The 20804-nt window shown below is 72.5% G+C and carries 22 protein-coding genes; 11 read left to right on the top strand and 11 right to left on the bottom strand.

Annotation, left to right across the window (positions count from 1 at the left end):
* Window positions 1-96 precede the first annotated feature (96 nt).
* A complete protein-coding gene (locus tag ACZ7DE_RS02740; RefSeq protein WP_470757962.1) occupies window positions 97-2508 on the top strand; it encodes an MMPL family transporter in 2412 nt (803 codons plus the stop codon).
* A gap of 429 nt (window positions 2509-2937) precedes the next feature.
* Here ACZ7DE_RS02740 and ACZ7DE_RS02735 read toward each other — a convergent pair whose 3' ends face one another.
* The 4 genes from ACZ7DE_RS02735 to ACZ7DE_RS02720 all read right to left on the bottom strand — a co-directional run bounded on the left by ACZ7DE_RS02735 (window position 2938) and on the right by ACZ7DE_RS02720 (window position 5209).
* Entirely contained in the window at window positions 2938-3729 is a 792-nt protein-coding gene (locus ACZ7DE_RS02735; RefSeq protein ID WP_470757185.1) for a TetR/AcrR family transcriptional regulator, read from the bottom strand.
* A gap of 11 nt (window positions 3730-3740) precedes the next feature.
* Window positions 3741-4277, bottom strand: a complete 537-nt coding sequence (locus ACZ7DE_RS02730) for a thiol-disulfide oxidoreductase DCC family protein (RefSeq protein WP_470757183.1) — start codon at window positions 4275-4277, stop codon at window positions 3741-3743.
* A 5-nt stretch (window positions 4278-4282) separates the two neighbouring features.
* Window positions 4283-4699 carry a hypothetical protein gene (locus ACZ7DE_RS02725; protein WP_470757181.1) on the bottom strand — a complete coding sequence of 139 codons (417 nt, stop codon included), beginning with the start codon at window positions 4697-4699 and terminating at the stop codon, window positions 4283-4285.
* A gap of 102 nt (window positions 4700-4801) precedes the next feature.
* Window positions 4802-5209, bottom strand: a complete 408-nt coding sequence (locus tag ACZ7DE_RS02720) for a VOC family protein (RefSeq protein WP_470757179.1) — start codon at window positions 5207-5209, stop codon at window positions 4802-4804.
* A gap of 118 nt (window positions 5210-5327) precedes the next feature.
* Here ACZ7DE_RS02720 and ACZ7DE_RS02715 point away from each other — a divergent pair, with 118 nt between their 5' ends.
* Complete coding sequence (locus ACZ7DE_RS02715) at window positions 5328-5768, top strand: SMI1/KNR4 family protein (protein ID WP_470757177.1); 441 nt, start codon at window positions 5328-5330, stop codon at window positions 5766-5768.
* A 4-nt stretch (window positions 5769-5772) separates the two neighbouring features.
* Here the strand turns inward: ACZ7DE_RS02715 and ACZ7DE_RS02710 are convergent, their stop codons facing one another.
* The 6 genes from ACZ7DE_RS02710 to ACZ7DE_RS02685 form a co-directional block, all read right to left on the bottom strand.
* A complete protein-coding gene (locus ACZ7DE_RS02710) occupies window positions 5773-6390 on the bottom strand; it encodes a Uma2 family endonuclease (protein WP_470757176.1) in 618 nt (205 codons plus the stop codon).
* A 166-nt stretch (window positions 6391-6556) separates the two neighbouring features.
* Entirely contained in the window at window positions 6557-7330 is a 774-nt protein-coding gene (locus ACZ7DE_RS02705) for a succinate dehydrogenase iron-sulfur subunit (RefSeq protein WP_470757173.1), read from the bottom strand.
* Window positions 7330-9084 (bottom strand): succinate dehydrogenase flavoprotein subunit, encoded by a 1755-nt coding sequence (sdhA, locus tag ACZ7DE_RS02700; protein ID WP_470757170.1) that lies wholly within the window; start codon window positions 9082-9084, stop codon window positions 7330-7332. Before sdhA ends, ACZ7DE_RS02705 begins: the two co-directional genes overlap by 1 nt.
* Before the next feature lie 19 nt (window positions 9085-9103).
* Window positions 9104-9586: a succinate dehydrogenase hydrophobic membrane anchor subunit gene (locus tag ACZ7DE_RS02695; RefSeq protein WP_470757168.1), complete on the bottom strand. Its 483-nt coding sequence runs from the start codon at window positions 9584-9586 to the stop codon at window positions 9104-9106.
* A gap of 5 nt (window positions 9587-9591) precedes the next feature.
* The gene (gene sdhC, locus ACZ7DE_RS02690; RefSeq protein ID WP_470757166.1) at window positions 9592-9972 is read right to left on the bottom strand and encodes a succinate dehydrogenase, cytochrome b556 subunit; all 381 of its coding nucleotides are present in this window, start codon (window positions 9970-9972) and stop codon (window positions 9592-9594) included.
* A 248-nt stretch (window positions 9973-10220) separates the two neighbouring features.
* Window positions 10221-10775, bottom strand: coding sequence for a 2-oxo-4-hydroxy-4-carboxy-5-ureidoimidazoline decarboxylase (locus ACZ7DE_RS02685; RefSeq protein ID WP_470757163.1), 555 nt, complete (start codon window positions 10773-10775; stop codon window positions 10221-10223).
* A gap of 261 nt (window positions 10776-11036) precedes the next feature.
* On the opposite strand from ACZ7DE_RS02685, the gene ACZ7DE_RS02680 reads away from it, so the two are divergent.
* Both ACZ7DE_RS02680 and ACZ7DE_RS02675 read left to right on the top strand, forming a co-directional pair.
* The gene (locus ACZ7DE_RS02680; protein WP_470757960.1) at window positions 11037-12632 is read left to right on the top strand and encodes a beta-N-acetylhexosaminidase; all 1596 of its coding nucleotides are present in this window, start codon (window positions 11037-11039) and stop codon (window positions 12630-12632) included.
* A gap of 128 nt (window positions 12633-12760) precedes the next feature.
* Window positions 12761-13315, top strand: coding sequence for a hypothetical protein (locus tag ACZ7DE_RS02675; protein ID WP_470757161.1), 555 nt, complete (start codon window positions 12761-12763; stop codon window positions 13313-13315).
* Window positions 13316-13363: 48 nt separating this feature from the next.
* Here the strand turns inward: ACZ7DE_RS02675 and ACZ7DE_RS02670 are convergent, their stop codons facing one another.
* Entirely contained in the window at window positions 13364-13828 is a 465-nt protein-coding gene (locus ACZ7DE_RS02670; RefSeq protein ID WP_470757159.1) for a DUF1877 family protein, read from the bottom strand.
* 137 nt (window positions 13829-13965) lie between these two features.
* Between ACZ7DE_RS02670 and ACZ7DE_RS02665 the strand changes: the two genes are divergently transcribed.
* The 7 genes from ACZ7DE_RS02665 (at window position 13966) to ACZ7DE_RS02635 (ending at window position 20767) form a co-directional block, all read left to right on the top strand.
* Window positions 13966-14388, top strand: coding sequence for a hypothetical protein (locus tag ACZ7DE_RS02665; RefSeq protein WP_470757155.1), 423 nt, complete (start codon window positions 13966-13968; stop codon window positions 14386-14388).
* A 137-nt stretch (window positions 14389-14525) separates the two neighbouring features.
* The gene (locus tag ACZ7DE_RS02660) at window positions 14526-14960 is read left to right on the top strand and encodes a hypothetical protein (RefSeq protein WP_470757153.1); all 435 of its coding nucleotides are present in this window, start codon (window positions 14526-14528) and stop codon (window positions 14958-14960) included.
* Window positions 14961-15085: 125 nt separating this feature from the next.
* The gene (locus tag ACZ7DE_RS02655; protein ID WP_470757151.1) at window positions 15086-15739 is read left to right on the top strand and encodes an RNA polymerase sigma factor; all 654 of its coding nucleotides are present in this window, start codon (window positions 15086-15088) and stop codon (window positions 15737-15739) included.
* A gap of 99 nt (window positions 15740-15838) precedes the next feature.
* Window positions 15839-16711: a hypothetical protein gene (locus tag ACZ7DE_RS02650; protein WP_470757149.1), complete on the top strand. Its 873-nt coding sequence runs from the start codon at window positions 15839-15841 to the stop codon at window positions 16709-16711.
* 293 nt (window positions 16712-17004) lie between these two features.
* Entirely contained in the window at window positions 17005-17664 is a 660-nt protein-coding gene (locus ACZ7DE_RS02645) for an RNA polymerase sigma factor (RefSeq protein ID WP_470757147.1), read from the top strand.
* Window positions 17664-18827 carry a hypothetical protein gene (locus tag ACZ7DE_RS02640; protein ID WP_470757144.1) on the top strand — a complete coding sequence of 388 codons (1164 nt, stop codon included), beginning with the start codon at window positions 17664-17666 and terminating at the stop codon, window positions 18825-18827. Before ACZ7DE_RS02645 ends, ACZ7DE_RS02640 begins: the two co-directional genes overlap by 1 nt.
* Window positions 18828-19186: 359 nt before the next feature.
* Entirely contained in the window at window positions 19187-20767 is a 1581-nt protein-coding gene (locus tag ACZ7DE_RS02635; protein WP_470757142.1) for an acyl-CoA mutase large subunit family protein, read from the top strand.
* The last annotated feature ends 37 nt before the right edge of the window (window positions 20768-20804 follow it).

Below are 20804 nucleotides of genomic sequence, written 5' to 3'. Positions count from 1 at the left end.
CTCTTCATGTCCACGCGCACGGGACGCCGCCGATCCTGTTGCCCAGGACCTCGGGGGACCAACCGACTCTGCGTGAGGAGCTCGATCGTGGCGGCATTGGCGCGCTGGTGCTACCGGCACCGGCTGGTGGTCCTGTTGGTATGGGTGGGGGCGCTGTTCGGCCTGGGATTCTCGGCCTCGACGGCGGGCACGGACTACGCGAACGTCTTCTCCCTCCCCGACACGGACTCCAAGAAGGCGTACGACCTGATGGAGAAGGCGTTCCCCGCGCGTGCGGGCGACACCGACACGGTCGTGTGGAAGGTCGACGAGGGCTCGGTGCGCGACCAGGACGTACGGTCCCGGATCCAGCCCGCCCTCGACGACATCGCGAGGATGAAGGGCGTCGGCGGCGTCGCCGGCCCCTACGCGGATGCGGCGGGCGCGGCGCAGATCAGCCGCGACGGGCGGATCGCCTACGCCCAGATCACCTTCACCGAGCAGGCGAACGCGGTGCCCAAGGAGCTCGTCCAGGACGTCGTCGACACCGCCCGGGACGCCGAACAGAGCGGACTCGAGGTCGAGTTGGGCGGTCAGGCCATCCAGCGGGTGCAGGAGCCGCCCACCGGCCTGGCCGAGATGGTCGGCCTCGCGGCGGCCGCGGTGGTCCTGTTCCTCGCCTTCGGCTCCCTCTTCGCGATGCTGCTGCCGCTCGCCGTGGCGATCTTCGGCGTCGGCATGGGCCTGTTCTCGACGCAGCTGCTCAGCCACGTCACCGACATCCCCGACCTGGCCCCGCTGCTCTCCTCCCTGATCGGCCTCGGCGTCGGCATCGACTACGCCCTGTTCATCGTCACCCGGCACCGCAAGGGCGTCCTGCGCGGCCTGGACCCGGAGGAGTCGGCGGTCACCGCCCTCAACACCTCTGGCCGCGCGGTGCTGTTCGCGGGCGGCACGGTGTGCATCGCGCTCGCCGGGATGCTGGTGACGAACCTGCGCTTCCTGGACGGCGTCGTCATCGGCACCTCCCTGACGGTGGTGCTGAGCGTCCTAGCCGCCACGACGCTGCTGCCCGCACTGCTGGGCTTCCTCGGCGTGCGCGTGCTCAGCCGCAAGCAGCGCAGGCGTCTCGCCGCGTCGGGCCCGGAGCCGGAGAGGGCGAGCAGTCCCGCGGCCCGCTGGTCGACGGGCGTGCAGCGCCGGCCCCGCACGATCGCCGCGATCGCGCTCGTCGTCATGGCCGTCCTCGCGCTCCCCGTGCTCTCGCTCCGTCTCGGCGCCACCGACCAGGGCAACGACGACGCCTCGACGACCACGCGGAAGGCCTACGACCTGCTCGCCGAGGGCTTCGGCCCCGGCTTCAACGGCCCGCTCCAGGTGGTCGTGGACGGCGGTGACGCCACCGCGCTCGTCAAGGGCCTCGAGGACACTCCCGGCGTCGCCCGGGTGGCGGCGCTGCCGCCCGCGGGGGGCGTCACCGTCATCCAGGTGGTGCCCACCACCTCGCCCCAGTCCGAGGAGACGGACGCCCTGATCGACCGGCTGCGCGACGACGTCGTCCCCCAGGCCGGGGCGAAGGCGCACGTCGGCGGCGTCACCGCGGTCTCCAAGGACTTCGCGACGGTCACCGGCGACCGCCTGCCCCTCTTCGTCGCCACCATCATCGGCCTGGGCTTCCTGCTTCTGCTGGTCGCCTTCCGCTCCCTGGTGGTGCCGCTGACGGCCGCGGTGATGAACCTGATCGCGGCGGCGGCCTCCTTCGGCGTCCTCGTCGCGGTCTTCCAGTGGGGCTGGGGCCTGGACCTGCTCGGCCTCGGCAAGGAGGGCCCGATCAACGCCTTCCTGCCGGTCATCATGCTGTCCCTGCTCTTCGGCCTGTCGATGGACTACCAGGTCTTCCTGGTCAGCCGCATGCACGAGGAGTGGGTGCACACCCGGGACAACGCGCGGGCGGTCCGCGTGGGCCTGGCGGAGACCAGCCGGGTCATCAACTCCGCCGCCCTGATCATGGTCTGCGTGTTCCTCGCCTTCGTGCTCAGCGGCGACTCGGGCGCGGCCATGGCGGGCGTCGGCCTCGCGGCCGCGGTCGCGCTGGACGCGTTCATCCTGCGCACGGCTCTCGTGCCGGCCGCGATGCACCTGCTCGGCGACTCCAACTGGTGGCTCCCGGGGTGGCTGGAGAAGCGGCTGCCGCATCTGGCGGTGGAGCCGAAGGAGGAGGCGGCACAGGGGCTGCCCCCGGCCGGCGGCGGCCCGGCCTCGGCCGTCCACGGCTTCGTACGGGACGCGGCGGGCGACCCCGTCGAGGGCGCGACGATGACGCTCATGTCGAAGGGCGGCCGCCCGCTGGACCGCGTGACCTCGCTCGCCGACGGCTCCTACATCCTGTCGGTCCCGGGCCCGGGGACGTACCTGCTGGCGACGACGGTCTCCGAATCGACCTCGCGCGCCCGCCAGGTGACGGTGGCGGGGGAGCCGCTGGTGTTCGACGTCGAGCTCACCGAGGACGAGATGGACGCCGTCAACTGACCGCCCGCCGGAGCCGCCCACGCCCCGGCCCACCCTGCCGGGCGGCGCCCTCACCGGGGCCTCATGCCGGTCGGTCGTGCGGGTCCGCTCTGCCGGGTCGCCGTGCCGGTCGGGCTTGCAGGGTCCGCTGCGCCGGGGAGGCGTCAGGGCGGTCCGTCGTGCCGGTCGGTCGTGCGCCGGGCCGCCGTGCCGGTCGTCCCCGTCCGTCGGGCCGCTCGGCCCGCGCCTCGGACGGCCGTCCGGGTCGGCGGTCGGCACGGCGGGGCGGCCGTCCGGAGCGGCGGTCGTACGCCGTGCCGGCTGTCCGGATCGGCCGGCGGCACGGTGGATCGGGCACAGGGGAGGCCGCGCGCCGGGGCGGGCCGGGCGCCCGGGGCGGACCGGGCGCCGATCCGGAATGCGGCGCCGGGGCGGATGCGGCGCCGGGGTCTACTGCTCCCCCATCCCGGCGGCCTTGTCCCCCGGGGCCTTCCTGGTGGGATCCGGCAGGGCGTTGGTCATGCCGGGCAGGAAGTCCGTGAAGAGGTCGTGCACCTCCAGCACGAGCGGCCGCAGCACCCGGAACCGGGCCAGCGCCACACCCCGCGCCGTCAGGCGCGCGCCCCGCCCGGCCAGCCGGTAACTGCGCTCGCGCCCCTCCGTGCGGTCGTAGATCCAGTACATGACGAGGCCCATCTGCGAGAGCCACATCAGCTCGGGCAGCACCTCCCGCAGCTCCTCCGGCACCTTCGCCTTCGAGCCCGCGAGCACCTCCTTGTGGACGGCGATGGCCTGCACCCGCGCGGGCTCCGACTCGGCGGAGAACGGGCTGAGCGGGCTGTCCGGGTCGGCGGCGTTCTTGAAGAACTGGACGGCGAACTCGTGGTACGGCTCCGCCACGTCCAGCCAGGTCCGCAGCACGCCCGCCAGCCGGGCCTCGAGACCGGTCTCGCGCGCCAGGATGTCGCGGACGGCCTCCCGGTGCTCGGCGGCGAGCCGGTCGTAGAAGCCCTGGATCAGGTGCTCCTTGCCGGCGAAGTAGTAGTACGCGTTGCCGACCGAGACCCCGGCCTCCTTGGCGATGGCCCGCATCGTCGTCTTGTCGTAGCCGCGCTCCTGGAACAGCCGCATCGCGGTCTCCAGGATCAGCGCGCGGGTCTGCTCGGACTTGGACGCGGGAGCGGCCTCGTGGGGCTCGGTCGGGGAAGCGGCCTCGGCGGGACCGTCGTTGTTGGCGGGCACGGAACGAGAGCCTAGTCAGTGGAGCAGGAGCCGTCGGCACAGGTCGGCGGGTGGTAGGTCCAGCCGTCGTGCGGGTCGTACTGCCACCCGTCGCCGCGCCGGTACACGCCCCCGCCCCAGCCGGCGGCCGGCCTGTGCCCGTGACGCCACTTGGCGGCGGTGAGCACGGCGGCACGCGCGATCTTCGCCCCCGCGGGGGTGCTCAGCCGGTGGGACAGCGGGCGGTGCTCGCGCAGCGCCCACAGGGTGACGATCCACGCGGCGGCGCCCTGGTAGACCTGGCCGGAGTCGCCGACGACGGTGATCTCGTCGAGGGTGGCGCGGTGGTCGAGGCCGGGGTAGCGGGCGCACGCCTCGGCCGACCCCGCCGGGACGAACTCCAGCGGCACCAGCTGCGGCTGCCCGCGCAGCCAGTCGCGCAGGAAGCCGCACAGGGAGCACTCGCCGTCGTAGAGGACGGTGAGCCGGCGAACCGGGACGCGGCGGGCGTCCCGGTCGGCGGCGGCCTGCGCGGCCCGTTCGGCCTGCGCGGGCTGGTGGGCCGTCATGGTCCTCACGCCCCGGCCGCGGGCGCCGAGGGGGCGGCCCAGCCCTGCGGGGCGACCGGCGGAACCTGCTCCCGCTCCATGACCCCGCGCCGCCGGATCCGGTTGAGCACGTACACGTTGGCCAGGTGCATCACCCCGAGCACCAGCAGCACCACGCCCAGCTTCGTCGACAGGGCCTCGAAGATGCCGCGGGTGTCCTCGATGGTGTCGTCGCTGCTGAGGTAGAGGGCGACGAAGCCGAGGTTGACGAGGTAGAAGCCGACCACCAGAAGGTGGTTGACGGCGTCGGCGAGCTTCTCGTTGCCCTGGAGCACGTCGGAGAGGAAGACCCGCCCGTTGCGGCTGAGGGTCCTGGCCACCCAGACGGTCAGCCCGATGCTGACGATCAGGTAGACGACGTAGGCGATGACCGTGCGATCCATGTTCCCCACCTTTTCTTGAACGCGTTCAAAACGCTGTCGTCGACGACTGTAGCGCTGTTTTTGAACACGTTCAACACGGAAGGCGGGGCCGGGGTGTGGCCCCTAACACCTCCCCAGCTCCGGCCGCTTGGAGTAGTCCGTGAACCCCAGGACGTTCCCCCACGGGTCGGCGACCTCGACGGTCCACCCGGTGGCCACGGCGAAGGGCGCGTCGAGGGCGGTGATGCCGGCCGCGGCCAGCCGCCCTGCGGTCGCCCGGGCGTCCGCCACCTCCAGCCACACGCGCGTGGGCGGCCACGGCGGCGGCCGGTGCCCCAGGGCCTCCTCCTCCCGCAGCAGGACGCCCGGAGTCTCGCCCCCGACCTTCAGCAGGGCGATCCCGCCCTCCTCGAACCGGAACGCCACCGTGAACCCGGCCCGCTCGTAGAACCTCACGGCCTCGCCGAGGTCCCCGACGGGCAGCAGCACGTTGTCGAACCCGAGCAGGTCGTACGACTGGTCATCTGACATGCAGTCAGATTAGGTACGGCGGTGCGGTCGCCCGGGAGGACCTGACCGAGGGTCACCCGGGCGGGGGACGGTAGCGGACAGGGGTTGTGCGCCGCCCGGATCCATGAAGGATGGCCGCATGTGGATCGAACTCATCTCCTCGCTCTCCGCCGACGTGACCTTCGGCGGCCCCGGATGCGAGGAGGAAATGCGGGCGGCCGAGGCGGTGCTGGGGCATCCCCTTCCCGCCGCGCTCAAGGACTTCTGGCGGCTCACGGACGGCGCCTACGACGCGCAAGGATCCGCCGTCGTGTGCTCCGTGGGCGAAGTGATGGGCCGCAACCTGGAGTTCAGGAGCTCGGCGGAGTTCCGCGGCCGCTGCATGCCGTTCGATCCACTGCTGTTCTTCGGCGAGAGCGCCGCCGGCGACCTGTTCGCCTGCGTGGTCAAGCCCGAACGGCCCGACGTCTTCGTCTGGGAGCACCGGAGCGACAGCCGCCGCTGGGTCGCGAACGACGTGGAGGACTACCTCCGCCGCCGGCTCGCCGATGACGACCCGCAGTGGTACGCGACGAGCTGAGGGCTCAGTCGCTCTTCTTCGGGCGGCCCGCCGCGAGGATCTCGGCCGCCTCCAGGGTGACCTTGGCGCCGATGACGTCGGGCAGCGTGACGGACTGGCCGGGCGCGTAGAACTGGTGGTTGTCGTAGCCGCCCACGACCGGCTCGGTGAGGACGTGCACGCGTTGGTGCTTGCGGTCGACGATGACGTAGACGGGCACCTTGGCCTGGGCGTACGCGACGACCTTGGTCTTCAGGTCGTCCTTCCAGTTGCCCGAGGTCACTTCCAGGACCAGACGGAAGCAGCCGGGGTCGTACGCGTTGTTCTCCACGAAGTGGTCGTCGATGTCCGCGTCGACGACCACGAGGTCGGGAATGGCGTAGTCCTCCGCGCCTGTCGGCAGCCACAGCCCGACGTTCTGAAGGACCTCGCTGTCCCCGTCGTCGAGCCCTGCTGCGATGAACGGTCGCATGAGCTTCGTCAGGGCGCGGGCGTGCGGGGCATCCGGTGATGGGGTGACGAGGAGGTGGCCTCCGATGATCTCGACGCGGTAGCCCGGATGACGCTCCATGATCTCGTCGGCGATGGCCGTCAGCGAGAACGGCTCGTCGGCGTAGGGCTGCTCGACGGATGCAGCGGACATCGCGTGCCTCCTCGGGGCTGGTGTCGAGAGCATCATCGTAGGCCGGGCGGCCCGCCGGTGTCGCTCTTGATCACGTTCACCCGATCGTGGCGCCGGCACGCCGAAGGGCCCCGCCCCCCGGCGGAAACCGGGAGACGGGGCCCTCGACGAGGTGCCGGAGGCGGGGTCAGAAGCGCCGCGTGATCAGCGCTCGCTTGACCTCCTGGATCGCCTTCGTGACCTCGATGCCGCGCGGGCAGGCGTCCGTGCAGTTGAACGTCGTGCGGCAGCGCCACACGCCGTCCTTGTCGTTCAGGATCTCCAGCCGCTGCTCGCCCGCCTCGTCACGCGAGTCGAAGATGAAGCGGTGGGCGTTCACGATCGCGGCCGGGCCGAAGTACTGGCCGTCGTTCCAGAACACCGGGCACGAGGACGTGCAGGCGGCGCACAGGATGCACTTCGTCGTGTCGTCGAAGCGCTCGCGGTCCTCCGCGGTCTGGAATCGCTCGCGCGTCGGCTCGTTGGTGTCCTTCGTGATGAGGAAGGGCATCACGTCGCGGTACGCCTGGAAGAACGGCTCCATGTCGACGACCAGGTCCTTCAGGACCGTCAGGCCCTTTATGGGCTCGACCGTGATCGGCTTCTCGGGGTTGATGTCCTTGATCAGCGTCTTGCACGCCAGGCGGTTCTTGCCGTTGATCCGCATCGCGTCCGAGCCGCAGATGCCATGGGCGCAGGAACGGCGGAAGGTGAGCGAGCCGTCGATGTCCCACTTGATCTTGTGGAGGGCGTCGAGGACGCGCTCCTTCGGGTCGATCTCCAGCTGGAAGTCTTCCCAGTTCGCCTCGGCCGAGACCTCGGAGTTGAAGCGGCGGACGCGCAGGGTGACCGTGATGTACGGAGAGTCGGCGAAACCGGGCTCGGGGGCCGCGTCCGCCTTGTCGAGGGTCGGGGTTGCCATCAGTACTTACGCTCCATCGGCTGGTAGCGGGTCTGGACGACCGGCTTGTAGTCGAGACGGACGGTCTCGCTGCCGTCGTCGCCCACCTCGCGGTACGCCATGGTGTGGCGCATGAAGTTGACGTCGTCGCGGTTGGGGTAGTCCTCGCGGTAGTGACCGCCGCGGGACTCCTTGCGCGCCAGGGCGGAGACCGCCATGACCTCGGCCAGGTCCAGCAGGTTGCCCAGTTCGACGGCCTCGAGCAGGTCCGTGTTGAACCGCTTGCCCTTGTCCTGGATCGACACGTTCTTGTAGCGCTCGCGCAGCTCGGCGATCTTCTCGACCGCGGTCTTGATCGTCTGCTCCGTGCGGAACACCATGACGTTCGCGTCCATGGTCTCCTGCAGCTCACGGCGCAGGACCGACACGCGCTCGGTGCCCGTCGACGCCCGCAGCCGCTCCACCTGGGAGACGACGAGCTCCGCCGGGTTCTCCGGCAGCTCGACGAAGTCGGCCTTCTGGGAGTACTCGGCGGCGGCGATGCCCGCGCGCTTGCCGAACACGTTGATGTCCAGCAGCGAGTTCGTGCCCAGACGGTTGGCGCCGTGCACCGACACACAGGCGACCTCGCCGGCGGCGTACAGGCCCGGGACGACCGTCGTGTTGTCGCTCAGGACCTCGCCCTCGACGTTCGTCGGGATGCCGCCCATGGCGTAGTGCGCGGTGGGTTGGATCGGGATCGGGTCCGTGTAGGGCTCGATGCCGAGGTAGGTGCGCGCGAACTCGGTGATGTCCGGGAGCTTGGCGTCCAGCTGCTCCGGCGGGAGGTGGGTGAGGTCGAGGTAGACGTGGTCGCCCTCGGGACCGCAGCCGCGGCCCTCCCGGATCTCCGTGTAGATGGAGCGCGAGACGACGTCACGGGACGCGAGGTCCTTCATGACCGGCGCGTACTTCTCCATGAAGCGCTCGCCGTCCTTGTTGCGCAGGATGCCGCCCTCACCGCGGGCGCCCTCCGTCAGCAGGATGCCCATGCGCCAGATGCCGGTCGGGTGGAACTGGAAGAACTCCATGTCCTCCAGCGGCAGCCCGCGCCGGTACACGGCCGCCTGGCCGTCACCGGTCAGCGTGTGCGCGTTCGACGTCACCTTGAAGAACTTGCCGCAGCCGCCGGAGGCGTAGATCACGGCCTTCGCCTGGAAGACGTGGATCTCGCCGGTGGCCAGCTCGTACGCCACGACGCCGGCCGACCGCTTGACGCCGTCGACCTCGGTGATCAGCTGGTCGAGGACGTAGAACTCGTTGAAGAACTCCACGCCCTCCTTCACGCAGTTCTGGTACAGCGTCTGCAGGATCATGTGACCGGTGCGGTCGGCCGCGTAGCAGGACCGGCGGACCGGGGCCTCGCCGTGGTTGCGGCTGTGACCGCCGAAGCGGCGCTGGTCGATCGTGCCGTTGGGCGTGCGGTTGAACGGCAGGCCCATCTTCTCCAGGTCGAGGACGGAGTCGATGGCCTCCTTCGCCAGGATCTCCGCGGCGTCCTGGTCGACCAGGTAGTCACCGCCCTTGACCGTGTCGAAGGTGTGCCACTCCCAGTTGTCCTCCTCCACGTTGGCGAGCGCGGCGGCCATTCCGCCCTGCGCGGCGCCCGTGTGGGAGCGGGTGGGGTAGAGCTTGGTCAGCACGGCGGTGCGGCTGCGCTTCGTCGACTCGATCGCGGCGCGCATACCGGCGCCGCCGGCGCCGACGATGACGGTGTCGTACTTGTGGATCTTCATGTTTCTCGCAACCCCGTGCCTAGCGGATGTTCGGGTCGAAGGTGAAGATCACCAGCGTGCCCAGCAGGATGGTGAACACCGTGGCGGTGTAGAGCAGGCCCTTCAGCCACAGCCGGGTGTTCGCGCGCTCCGCGTAGTCGTTGATGACCGTGCGCAGACCGTTGGCGCCGTGCAGCATCGCGAGCCAGAGCATGAGGAGGTCCCAGACCTGCCAGAACGGGCTCGCCCAGCGGCCGGCCACGAAGGCGAAGCCGATCTTGGAGACGCCGCCGTCCAGGACGAGCTGGATCAGCAGGTGGCCCAGGACCAGGACGACCAGCACGACGCCGGACAGGCGCATGAACAGCCAGGCGGCCATCTCGAAGTTGCCCCTGGTGGACTTCGGGGTCTTCTTCGTGCGCTTGCGCGGGGCCTCGATGAGGGGCGCCGGGTTGTCGACGTTGTAGACGGAGCCGCCCTCGACGGGGCCGATTCCGGCTGCGGTGGATTCAGTGGTGGCCATCGGTGTCAGCTCCCGAACAGTTCACGTGCGGCGTGCCCGAGGACGGGGTAGATCGCCCCGAGCATCAGCAGCAGCCACAGGGTGACGACGCTCCAGAGCATCTGCTTCTGGTAGCGCGGGCCCTTCGACCAGAAGTCGACGGCGATGACGCGCAGACCGTTGAGCGCGTGGAAGAGGATGGCGGCGACGAGGCCGTACTCCAGCAGCGCGACGATCGGGGTCTTGTAGGTGGCTACGACCTTGTCGTAGTCCTCGGGGGAGACACGCACGAGCGCGGTGTCGAGCACGTGAACGAACAGGAAGAAGAAGATGAGGACGCCGGTGACTCGATGAGCCACCCAGGACCACATTCCTTCCCGGCCGCGGTACAGCGTTCCAGCCGGCACGGAAGAACCCTCCGGGAGCGGGGATTGGGGCCTGCCGGCTTCGGCGTCGGACGGGCCCGGCCGGGTACGGTCCACCGGCCCCCAGCATCGTAGCGATGCGCTGGCGCTGGGCTTACGCCGGGCCTACCGGTGTGATCAAAGTGGCACGCGTATGGGTGAGCGTTGCGGCGTCCTGGGCGGGATGTCCCGTTATCTGTCGAGGGTGGCGCCGTACGGGCCGGTCACGCCCCGCGGCGGAGCCGCAGGCGTCACGGCGCCGCGCCCCTGAGCACGTCGACCAGCCGCTGCCGCGCGAGCCTGCGGAGCTCCTCCGCCGCCACCACTCGTTCGTCCTCGGGATCGTTCGCCAATCGTGACCGGATGGCCTCCAGGACGTAGTCCAGGGACTCGTCCGCGGGGACCGCCGCCAGGCAGATGACGAAGGCGTGCCCGAAGCGGGCCTCGTAGGCCGCGTGCGCCGCGCTCAGGGCCATGTGGGCCGCTTCGTAGGCGTCCTCGGGCAGGGCGGGGAGGGTTTCCGCCGCCAGGGCCTCCGCGAGATCGCCGTGGGTCAGGTCGTACGCGGCCTCGTCCGACGCGGCCAGCAGGGCGTCGACCGTCGGGTAGGGGCGGTGGTCGGCGATGCGCCGGGCCCAGCCGAGGCTGCGGAGACAGGCGAGGAGGATGCGGTGCGCCTCGTCGAGGGGGGCGCCGTTGAAGCCGTCGAGCCGGGGCACGGGTGAGGTCCGGGTCTGCGCCGGTATGGCGAGGCGTCCGGAGAGAGGGGAGGCAGGGTGCGCAGGCAGCGTGGATCCTCGCGTCACGTGTGATGTGGCAGGGGATGCAGTGAAGGATGTGTCGCTACGTTATCGACAGCGGTCAGGACGTGTCTGACGGATGCCCGAATTTCACTCGAACGAGAGAGTTTCAGAACGTGTCGTGGACCCCATCGCGCGGTCTTCGACGCGCCTGCGCCGACCGAGGGTCGTACGGTTGACCGGGTGAGCAGGCACAGGCATCGGCGCCCGGCGCCGAAGAGGAAGGCGGAGCGCGGACCGCAGCGGACGGTGGCGCTGCGGGCGCTGCTGGCGGGCGGACTGGTCGCCTCGCTCGGCGTCGGACTCGGACTGTGGGCCACGTCGGGGGACGGCTCCGGGACGCCCACCGGGTCGGCCACCTCCCAGCAGGCCGCCGCCGGGACCTCGGCAGGCGCCTCCGCCGCCCCGCCGGCGGCTCCGACCCCCAGCCGCTCCTACGCCCTCTCCAGCACCCCCCGCACCATCCCAGCCGTCCGCTCCCACACGCCGGCACGCGGCCCGGGCTGGCGTCCCGCGTCCGCCCGCCGGGTGGTGGTGGGCGACGCCCGGCTCGCCGACGAGGGTCGGCTGGTCGCCGGTGAGCTGGGGATGACGTACGCAGGGGAGAAGGACGACGTGCGCGCCGGGGACCTGCGGCTGGCGCTGAACGACGACGAGGGCGCGAACCCGGAGTCGTACACCATGACGGTGCGCGGCGGGCGGGTCACGATCAGCGGGCCCTCCGACACGGGCGTCTTCTACGGCACTCGCACCCTCAAGCAGGAGGTGCGCGGCGGCGGGACGGCCCCCGAGGGCGTGGTGCGCGACCAGCCGGCCAAGCCGCAGCGCGGGTTCACGCTGGACATCGCGCGCAAGTACTTCAGCCCCGCCTGGATCGAGGACCGGGTGCGCGAACTCGGCGACCTCAAGTACAACCAGCTCGGCCTGCACTTCTCCGACGACCAGGCGTTCCGGATCGAGTCCGACACCCACCCGGAGATCGTCGCCGCCCGGCACCTCACCAAGGCCCAGGTGAAGAAGATCGTCGACCTCGCCGCGAGCCGGCACATCACCGTCGTGCCCGAGATCGACTCGCCCGGACATCTGGGCGCCGTCCTCGCCGCCCACCCCGAGCTTCAGCTGCGCAACGCGAGCGGGGTGGCGACCCGCGGGGCGATCGACATCTCCAAGGACGCCTCCGCGAACCTCCTCGACGACCTGCTCGACGAGTACGCCGACGTCTTCCCCGGCGGCTACTGGCATCTCGGCGGCGACGAGTACCAGGCGCTGACAGTGCGCGACCCCGCCGTCTCCTACCCCCAGCTCGCCGCCGCCGCGACGGCCCGGTACGGCTCCGGCGCGACCGTCGCCGACCTCGCCACCGGCTGGCTCGACGACCGCGCCGACACCGTCCGGGCCCACGGCCGGACCATGCGGGTGTGGAACGACGGCTTCTTCCGCGGCACGTCGGTCAAGCCGGCCTCCGACCTCGTGGTCGCGTACTGGACGGGCAAGGAGATCGGGGCGCGCAAGCCGGTGGAGTACCTGAGCGCGGGCCGCAAGGTGCTCAACTACAACGACGCCTACCTCTATTACGTCCTCGGGGAGCCGAACGACTTCGCCTACCCCACCGGGCAGCGCATCTACGAGCAGTGGACCCCGCGGGTGCTGCGCGGCACGACGCCGGTGCCCGCGACCTACGACGCCCGGATCCTCGGCGGCTCCTTCTCGGTCTGGTGCGACCTCGCGAACTCCCAGACGCAGGCCCAGGTCGCGGCCGGCATCCGGATGCCCCTGCGGGCGACCTCGCAGAAGCTGTGGGACGCGCGGACGCCACAGCTGTCCTGGACGCAGTTCAAGGCGCTCGCGGGGCGGCTGGGCTGAATCCCGGACGGTCTCGGGACCGCCCGCCGGGTTGGCCGAAAACCCACCTGTGACACTCACGGCCCGTCGCACGCAGTAAGGGGAAGTGTGGGCTCCGTAAGGTAGGCGCCCTGGCGAGGGAGGCGTGGATGAGCCTGGTGGAACTGATCGCTCAGGCCGACGAACGCGGACTGGCCGCCAGCGGGCTGGCTTGTTTGGATCGCTGCGTACCCCTGCTCGGGGGCGACGACGAGATCCTGCGACCGCTCTGGGGGAACCTCACGGAGGACTCCGACGCCGCCGGCTGGGGCGACCTTCTGGAGCAGGCGCGCGGCAAGCTGGGGTCCGAGCCGGAGGAGGGCGACGAGGCCGGGCTCCTCGCCCACCGGATGCTGGCCGCCGCCCCGGACGACCGCGGTGCCGCCGAGGTGCGCGTGTGGGCCGACGCCTGCTCGGTCGCCTCGCTCCAGATCCACCGCCTCCTCGACCCGGCGGCCGACGCCTCCTCGGTCGACGACCGCCGCGAGGGGCGCACCGAGGGCATGTCCCCGCTCGTCGCCGCCGAACTGCGCCGCCAGGTCATCGTCCTGGAAGTCCTCGCCGGCCACGGCGCGAGCGGGCTGCGCCGCGCGCTGGAGGTGTCCACGGAGGGCCGCCGCGTGCTGCGCGCGGTGGTGTCACGCCGGGCCCGCGGACGCAAGTGAGCCGCCGACGGCCCGAGCCGGCCGCTGATCACTCGAGTCGGCCGCTGACTACGCGAGCCACTTGACGACCGCGTCCCGGTGACGGGCGGTCGCGGTGTAGAAGGCCGTCAGCTCCCGGTGCGCCGACGCGAAGGCGGCCCGGACCCGGGTCTCCTCGGCGCAGCCGCCGTACCGCGGCAGCAGTTCGGCACGGGCCGGCCGCCACAGGTCGTCGAAGTCGCTCGCCGCGAGGAACGCGGCGACCCGCGCCGTCTGCGCCACGGTCAGCACCACCAGCGGCGGCTCCTTCGAACCGGCCGGACACACCTCCTCGCCGCCGAGCACGACCTGGGCGTCGGTGTAGAGCAGCTGGTGGTCGCCGTAGCGGCCGTCCAGCGGCTGCGCGCGGTGCCGGTTCATCCGGTCCCGCACGGCGTCGTCGGCAGGGTGGTCGTCGAACAGCTTCCGCAGCCAGGTCGCGCTGTTGCGCAGTGCCGACGGGGGCACGGCGCGGAGCTGGAGGTACGCGCTCATCACTCCAGGAGCGCACGGGAGGCCGGAAGCGTCACTTCTGTGCCCGTCGTGCGGGGGAGGCGGGGCGGTCCTGCGCCGGTCTCGCGCAGGGCGCCGATCCGGGTGACGGATCACGGCCGGGCGTCGCTCTTCCCTGTGTGACGTGGACGACTCAACAGGCTCAGCAGGCACAACAGGCGCAGCAGCCGGCCCGGCCCTCCGCCGCCGCCAGACCGGTGCGATGGGCGGCCGACGCCGTGGCGGCGGTGCGGGACGACGTGCGCGCGCATCTCGACCACTCGCCGCAGAGTCTGTGGCGCGTCGACCGGCTCATCGAGGAGCTGCGCCGGGCGGGAACGCCGTTCCCGGACGCGGAGAGCCTGCTGCGCGGGTTCGGGGCGTACGCCGGCGAGGTGATCGTTCGGCAGACCGGCGCCGAGTGGTGGGGCTCCGGCGGCGACCACTGGGTCCGCACCCCCGACGGCCGCCTGTGGGAACCCCTCGACGAGGCCCGACGCTGCTTCGCCGGCCACGGCTCCCTGCGGCTGCTGTGCCGGGACGCCGTGCGGGGGAGCCGGTGACCGGGAGCGGAGCCGCACTGCTCACGATGTGACGAGTGCCACCCCCGCGGCCCGTGATGTTCGGGCGCCCGCGTCCGCTGGGACAGCGGGGAGCCCGGCCGGTGGCGCTCCCCCTCTGAGCGAAGGGGTGGGGCCCCATGGGGAGCACGGTGGACGGACGGACGCCGGACGCACGGGGGATGCGGGCGTGCGCCGCGGGGTTCGTGGCGCGGGCCACCGCCCGGCATCGACTGCCGCTGGACTACTCCGTGGCCAGTCTGCGCGTCGTCGACTTCCTCGTCGACGGGGTGCGCAAGGGCGGGGCCGACCGGGAGCGGGCGCACGACACGCTCGTCGGGCTCGGGGCGTACGTCGGTGAGGTGCTGGTGCGGCGGGCCGGCGGCGTGTGGGTGGATCTCGACGCCGATCAGCGCGGCTGGTTCGGGCAGGCGGTCGGGGTGCGGATGCCCGACGGGCGGGTCTGGAACCCGCTCGGCAAGGTCGTCAACCGGTTCGAGACCGGGGGCGCGGAGGAGTCCTTGCGGACCTTCTATCTGACGCTGCACGGGCGGGCCCGGCGGGCGGCGGTCTGACCGGAGGCTGTGACACTTCTGTGCGGCCCGGCGCTGATGACCGTGGGGGCGTGGCCGCATCCGGACCCGGTGTCCGGCGGGGGAGCCGCGTGCCCGCAACGAACTCCGTACGAACGAGGAAAGTCTTGGGCCAGGGAGGGGAACCCCGGCGCGCGCACGCGTACGACGGGGAACTGGGCGCGGCCGTGGCGCGGGCCCAGGACGGCGACGAGGCCGCGTTCGCCGTGGCGTACCGGATCGTGCAGCCCGGACTGCTCGGCTATCTGCGCGGGATCGTCGGCGACGACGCGGAGGACGTGGCCTCCGACGCATGGCTGGAGATCGCGCGGGACCTGGGGAGGTTCCGGGGGGACGGGGCCGGGTTCCGGGGCTGGACGGCGACCATCGCCCGGCACCGGGCCCTCGACCACCTGCGCCGGCTGCGGGTGCGGCCCCGCTCGGCGGCGCTGGAGCAGGACGCCGCCCTCGACCTGCCGGGCCCGCACAGCACCCACGACCAGGCGCTGGAGTCCCTGTCCACCGCGCACGCGCTGGAGCTGGTGCGCGGACTGCCGCAGGACCAGGCGGAGGCGGTGCTGCTGCGGGTCGTGGTGGGCCTGGACGGTCCGTCCGCGGCGCGCGTGCTCGGCAAGCGGCCCGGAGCCGTGCGTACGGCCGCGCACCGGGGGCTGAAGCGGCTGGCCCGCGAGCTGGGCGTCGCGGGCGGGCGCGGGGCGGACGGCCGCGGCGGTGAAGGTGTGACGGATGGCGGCTCCCGGACGCTGGGGGAGTCGACGTGAACGGTGACGGCCGCGGACCGTATGGATCAGTGACGGATCGGCGCCGGACCACCGGTCGAGCGGTCCGGACGGACGTTTGGGACAGAGGCGGAAACGGACATGGGTGAACGGCTGAACGACGGCGCGGGCCACGGCCGTCGGCGCGCGCACCCTGACGACGGCCTTCCCGGCCCGCCGGGCTTCGAGGCGCTGCTCGCCCAGGCCCTGCGCGAACCCGGCGACCGCCCGGGCGAGGGCAGCGAGGGAGAACTGCGGGCCGTCGCCGCCTTCCGGGCCGCCCGTGAGGCGGGGGCGCACCAGGTGCGCCCCCGACGCCGCGACGACTGGCGGCCCCGGGCCCGCAGGCGCACCGCCCGCTCGCTGCGGGTCACGCTCTCCGCGCTGATCGCCGGCCTCGCGCTGGGCGGGGCCGCGTTCGCCGCGATCGGCTCCGGAACGCACGGCGACGGCGACGACGGAGCGAGGCGCCCGGAGCAGTCGGCGGGCGCGGCCTCCGACCCCACCGGCGGACCCTCCGCCCCTCCCTCGGGCACGGGCGACGCCGACCGCGACCGTCCCGAGAGCGCCGCGGACATCGAGGCCCACTGCCGCGCCTACGAGCGGGTGCGGGGGCGGGGCAACGCGATGGACTCCACCGCCTGGCAGCGACTCGTGACGGCGGCGGGCGGCGAGCAGAAGGTGGCGGCGTACTGCGCGGCGCACGGCGGCCGGGAGACCGACGCGGCCGGCAGGTCCCCGAAGCCCGACAAGAGCCCCCAGGCGGAGAAGAGCCCCGGAGCGGACAGAAGTTCCGGGACGCAGAGGGATTCCGGCACGGACAGGGATTCCGGGACGGACAAGGGGTCCGAGGATGAGGACGCCGTGCCGCCCGGCGCCTCCGCGACGCCCGGTGCGTCCGCGCGCCCCGAGAAGTCCGCAAAGCCCGTGAGCTCGGCGAAGGCGGAGAACGCCGCGGCCGGAAACGGTGGATGACCCGTTGCCGCCAAGGCAACGGCCGGAGCCGCCACCCCCCACAGGAGAGGCCCCGGCCGTCGCGCGGCACGGGCCGCGCGGCGGCCCGTACTCCTTACAGCGCCCCGAGTGCGTTTTGTGTCACACCCCGGGCCCGCCCCGACGCGTCACGAGTTAGTTGCATGTTCTATGGACATGGACGGGCGGCGGTTTCAGGTCGTAACGTGCCTTTCGCGCCGGACGGCCAAGCGGCAGACCACCGCAACGACCTGCGGTCCTCAGAAACCGCGAACCATCGACCGAGGAACCACGACGTGGGGGACGACGCGGAGCTGACAGCCGCGGTGCTCGCGGCACAGAACGGGGACGAGAGCGCGTTCCGCACTGTGTACCGCACGGTGCACCCGCGGCTGCTGGGCTACGTGCGCACACTCGTCGGCGACCTGGACGCCGAGGACGTGACCTCGGAGGCCTGGCTGCAGGTGGCCCGTGACCTGGAGCGCTTCAGCGGGGACGCGGACCGCTTCCGCGGCTGGGCCGCCCGCATCGCCCGCAACCGCGCCCTGGACCACATACGCATGCGCGGCAGACGCCCGGCGACGGTCGCCGACGAGACCGAGCTGACCGGCCGGGCCGCCGAGTCCGACACCGCGGGCGAGGCCATCGAGGCGCTGGCCACCGGCCGCACCCTCGACCTCATCGGCCGGCTGCCGCAGGACCAGGCGGAGGCCGTCGTCCTGCGCGTGGTGATGGGCCTGGACGCCAAGACGGCCGCCGAGACCCTCGGCAAACGGCCCGGCGCGGTCCGCACGGCCGCGCACCGCGGCCTGAAGAAGCTCGCCGAACTGCTCGGCGATGATCCGGAGACGGCCGGCGTTCTCGACGCACTGCCGCCCCAACGCGGGCCGCGCTCCCGCGCGGTGACGTCCGCGGGTGTGACGCATGCGCGCACGCGGACGCAGAAGGACATGTGATGGCCGACAAGCAGGACAGGTGGCTCGACGGCGAAACGGCGGAGCGTCTGCTGCGCGGTGAGTCACCCGACAAGGCTGTCGACGGTGCGGCCCGTGAAGAGGCCGAACGGCTGGCCCGGACCCTCGGCGCGCTGTCCGCCCTGGCCGCTGCGCCCCTGCCCGACGACGAGGAGCTCCCGGGCGAGGCCGCGGCCATGGCCGCCTTCCGCAAAGCGCACGCCGACCGCACCGACCTCGCCGGTCGGGCGAGCACGGCGGACCCGGCCGCCGGCCGCACCGCGCCCGCCGACCTGGCCGGCGGTCCCCACCACGAGACGCGTCCCCACCACGAGACGCGTCCCGACCGTTCCGGGCACGGCGCCGACGCGCCCCCCGCAGGCGCCGCGCACGCCGCCGACGCCGGGCTGGTGCGCATCGGCGGCCCGGTCGCGGAGTCCGCCCGCCGTCGCCGCTGGAGCCGGCCCGCCCGTCTGGGGCTCGCCGCGGCGCTGGCCGTCGGGATGGCCGGCGGGGTCGCGGTAGCGAGCGGGACCGGCGTCCTGCCGACCCCGTTCGGCGACACGGCCCCGGGCCGCCCCGTGGCCTCCGTCCCAGCCCCGACGCCCCCCGACCGCCCGCTCGTCTCCCCCTCCCCGGACGTCTCTGGCGGCGCGACCGCCCCGGCGACGCCGGACGGCGAGGGGAACGAGACCGGCCGCGGAACCGCGGGGGGCGGCACGCCGGACGACGACGCCCCGGCCGCTCCGGACACCCGCGGCGCCTGGCCGCCCGGCGTGACCTCGTCCTGTCGCGACCTGAGTGCCGGCCGGGCCCTGGACGCACAGCGCCGCCGGAGCCTGGAGAAGCGGGCGGGCGGCTCCCAGCGCGTGCCGGCGTACTGCGCGGGCGTTCTCGACGGCGCCTCCGCCGGGAACTCCCGCCGCGACGACCGCGACACGGGCAAGGGCGCCGCCGGCCGGGACTCCGGAAAGGGCCGGGAGGACGGCGGCGGCAAGGACGGCTCCGACGGCCGGCGCGGCTCGGGCGGCTCGGGCGGCGACTCCGGCCGGGGCGACGACTCCGACGACGACCGCGACGGCCGTCACGGGCGCAGTGACGCCACCTCCGGTGGGAGCGGCGGCCACGGCGGCCACCACGGCGGCCGGCACCGCAACACCCACTGACCTGCGGTTTCGTAGATCGCGGAAATATTTTCGCGACAGGTGTGACGTTTTTGGCGGCCGGAGCGCAGTAACAAGTGAGCCGACTGGTCATCGGCCCTAGCACTGAGCCGGGGTTCCCCCCGTACCTTCGGCTCGTGCGCCTGGCGCGGGCGGGACACGTTCCCCCGGTCCCGCCCGCGCCCCAAACTCTCCCTCGAAACCCTCCCCGGGACACGTGAACCTCGTCGCGCACGTGGACGCAGCCGTGCGAGGCCCCTGCCGCATCGGCCCGCCCGGACGCTTCCCCGGATGACGCCTCGCGAACGGCCCGGCATTGTGGTGGGTGACTGGCGGACAACTCGGCGGGAGGCATCACACCCATGGCGCGTGAGTCGGAGTCCGGACTGCCCATCGAGCCGGTCTACGGGCCGCAGGACCTGGCCGGCTGGGACCCTGCCGAGAAGCTGGGCGAGCCGGGCGGGTATCCCTTCACCCGGGGCGTCTACCCGTCGATGTACACGGGCCGTCCCTGGACCATGCGCCAGTACGCGGGGTTCGGCACGGCCGTCGAGTCCAACGCCCGCTACCAGCAGCTGATCGCCCACGGCACCACGGGTCTGTCGGTCGCCTTCGACCTGCCCACCCAGATGGGCCACGACTCCGACGCCCCGATCGCGCACGGCGAGGTCGGCAAGGTCGGCGTGGCGATCGACTCGATCGACGACATGCGGGTGCTGTTCGGCGGGATCCCGCTGGACAGGGTCTCGACGTCGATGACGATCAACGCGCCGGCCGCGTTGCTGCTGCTGATGTACCAGCTGGTCGGCGAGGAGCAGGGCGTCCCGGCGGCGCAGCTCACGGGCACGATCCAGAACGACGTCCTGAAGGAGTACATCGCCCGCGGCACCTACATCTTCCCGCCCAAGCCCTCGCTGCGGCTGATCGCCGACATCTTCCGGTACTGCAGGGCCGAGATCCCGAAGTGGAACACCATCTCGATCTCCGGGTACCACATGGCGGAGGCGGGGGCGTCCCCCGCGCAGGAGATCGCCTTCACGCTGGCCGACGGCATCGAGTACGTGCGCACCGCGGTCGCGGCCGGGATGGACGTCGACGACTTCGCGCCGCGCCTGTCGTTCTTCTTCGTGGCCCGCACGACGATCCTGGAGGAGGTCGCGAAGTTCCGTGCCGCGCGCCGGATCTGGGCGCGGGTGATGCGGGAGGAGTTCGGCGCGAGGGACCCCAGGTCGCTGATGCTGCGCTTCCACACGCAGACGGCCGGGGTGCAGCTGACGGCCCAGCAGCCGGAGGTGAACCTGGTCCGCGTGGCGGTCCAGGGCCTGGCGGCGGTCCTCGGCGGGACCCAGTCCCTGCACACCAACTCCTTCGACGAGGCGATCGCGCTGCCCACGGACAAGTCCGCCCGGCTGGCCCTGCGTACCCAGCAGGTCCTCGCCCACGAGACGGACGTGACCGCCACGGTCGACCCCTTCGCCGGTTCGTACGCCGTCGAGAGGATGACCGACGACGTGGAGGCGGCCGCCGTCGAGCTGATGCGCAAGGTCGAGGACCTCGGCGGCGCGGTGTCGGCCATCGAGCACGGTTTCCAGAAGAACGAGATCGAGCACAGCGCGTACCGCATCGCCCAGCAGACCGACTCCGGCGAGCGGGTCGTCGTCGGCGTCAACCGTTTCCGCCTCGACGCCGAGGAGCCCTACGAGCCGCTCCGCGTCGACCCGGCCATCGAGGCGCAGCAGGCGGAGCGGCTGGCGAAGCTGCGTGCGGAGCGCGACCGGACGGCGGTCGACACGGCCCTGGACGCCCTGCGGAAGGCGGCTCAGGGCGAGGACAACGTGCTGTACCCGATGAAGGAGGCGCTGCGGGCCCGGGCGACGGTGGGCGAGGTGTGCAACGCCCTGCGCGAGATCTGGGGGACGTATGTGCCGTCGGACGCGTTCTGAGCCGGGCGACTCGTTCGCATGCCCGCACCCGCACCCG

The organism is Streptomyces sp. NPDC037083 (genome assembly GCF_055606485.1).
Note: the sequence above shows the minus strand (reverse complement) of the source record. Positions and strands in the feature narration are given on the sequence as shown.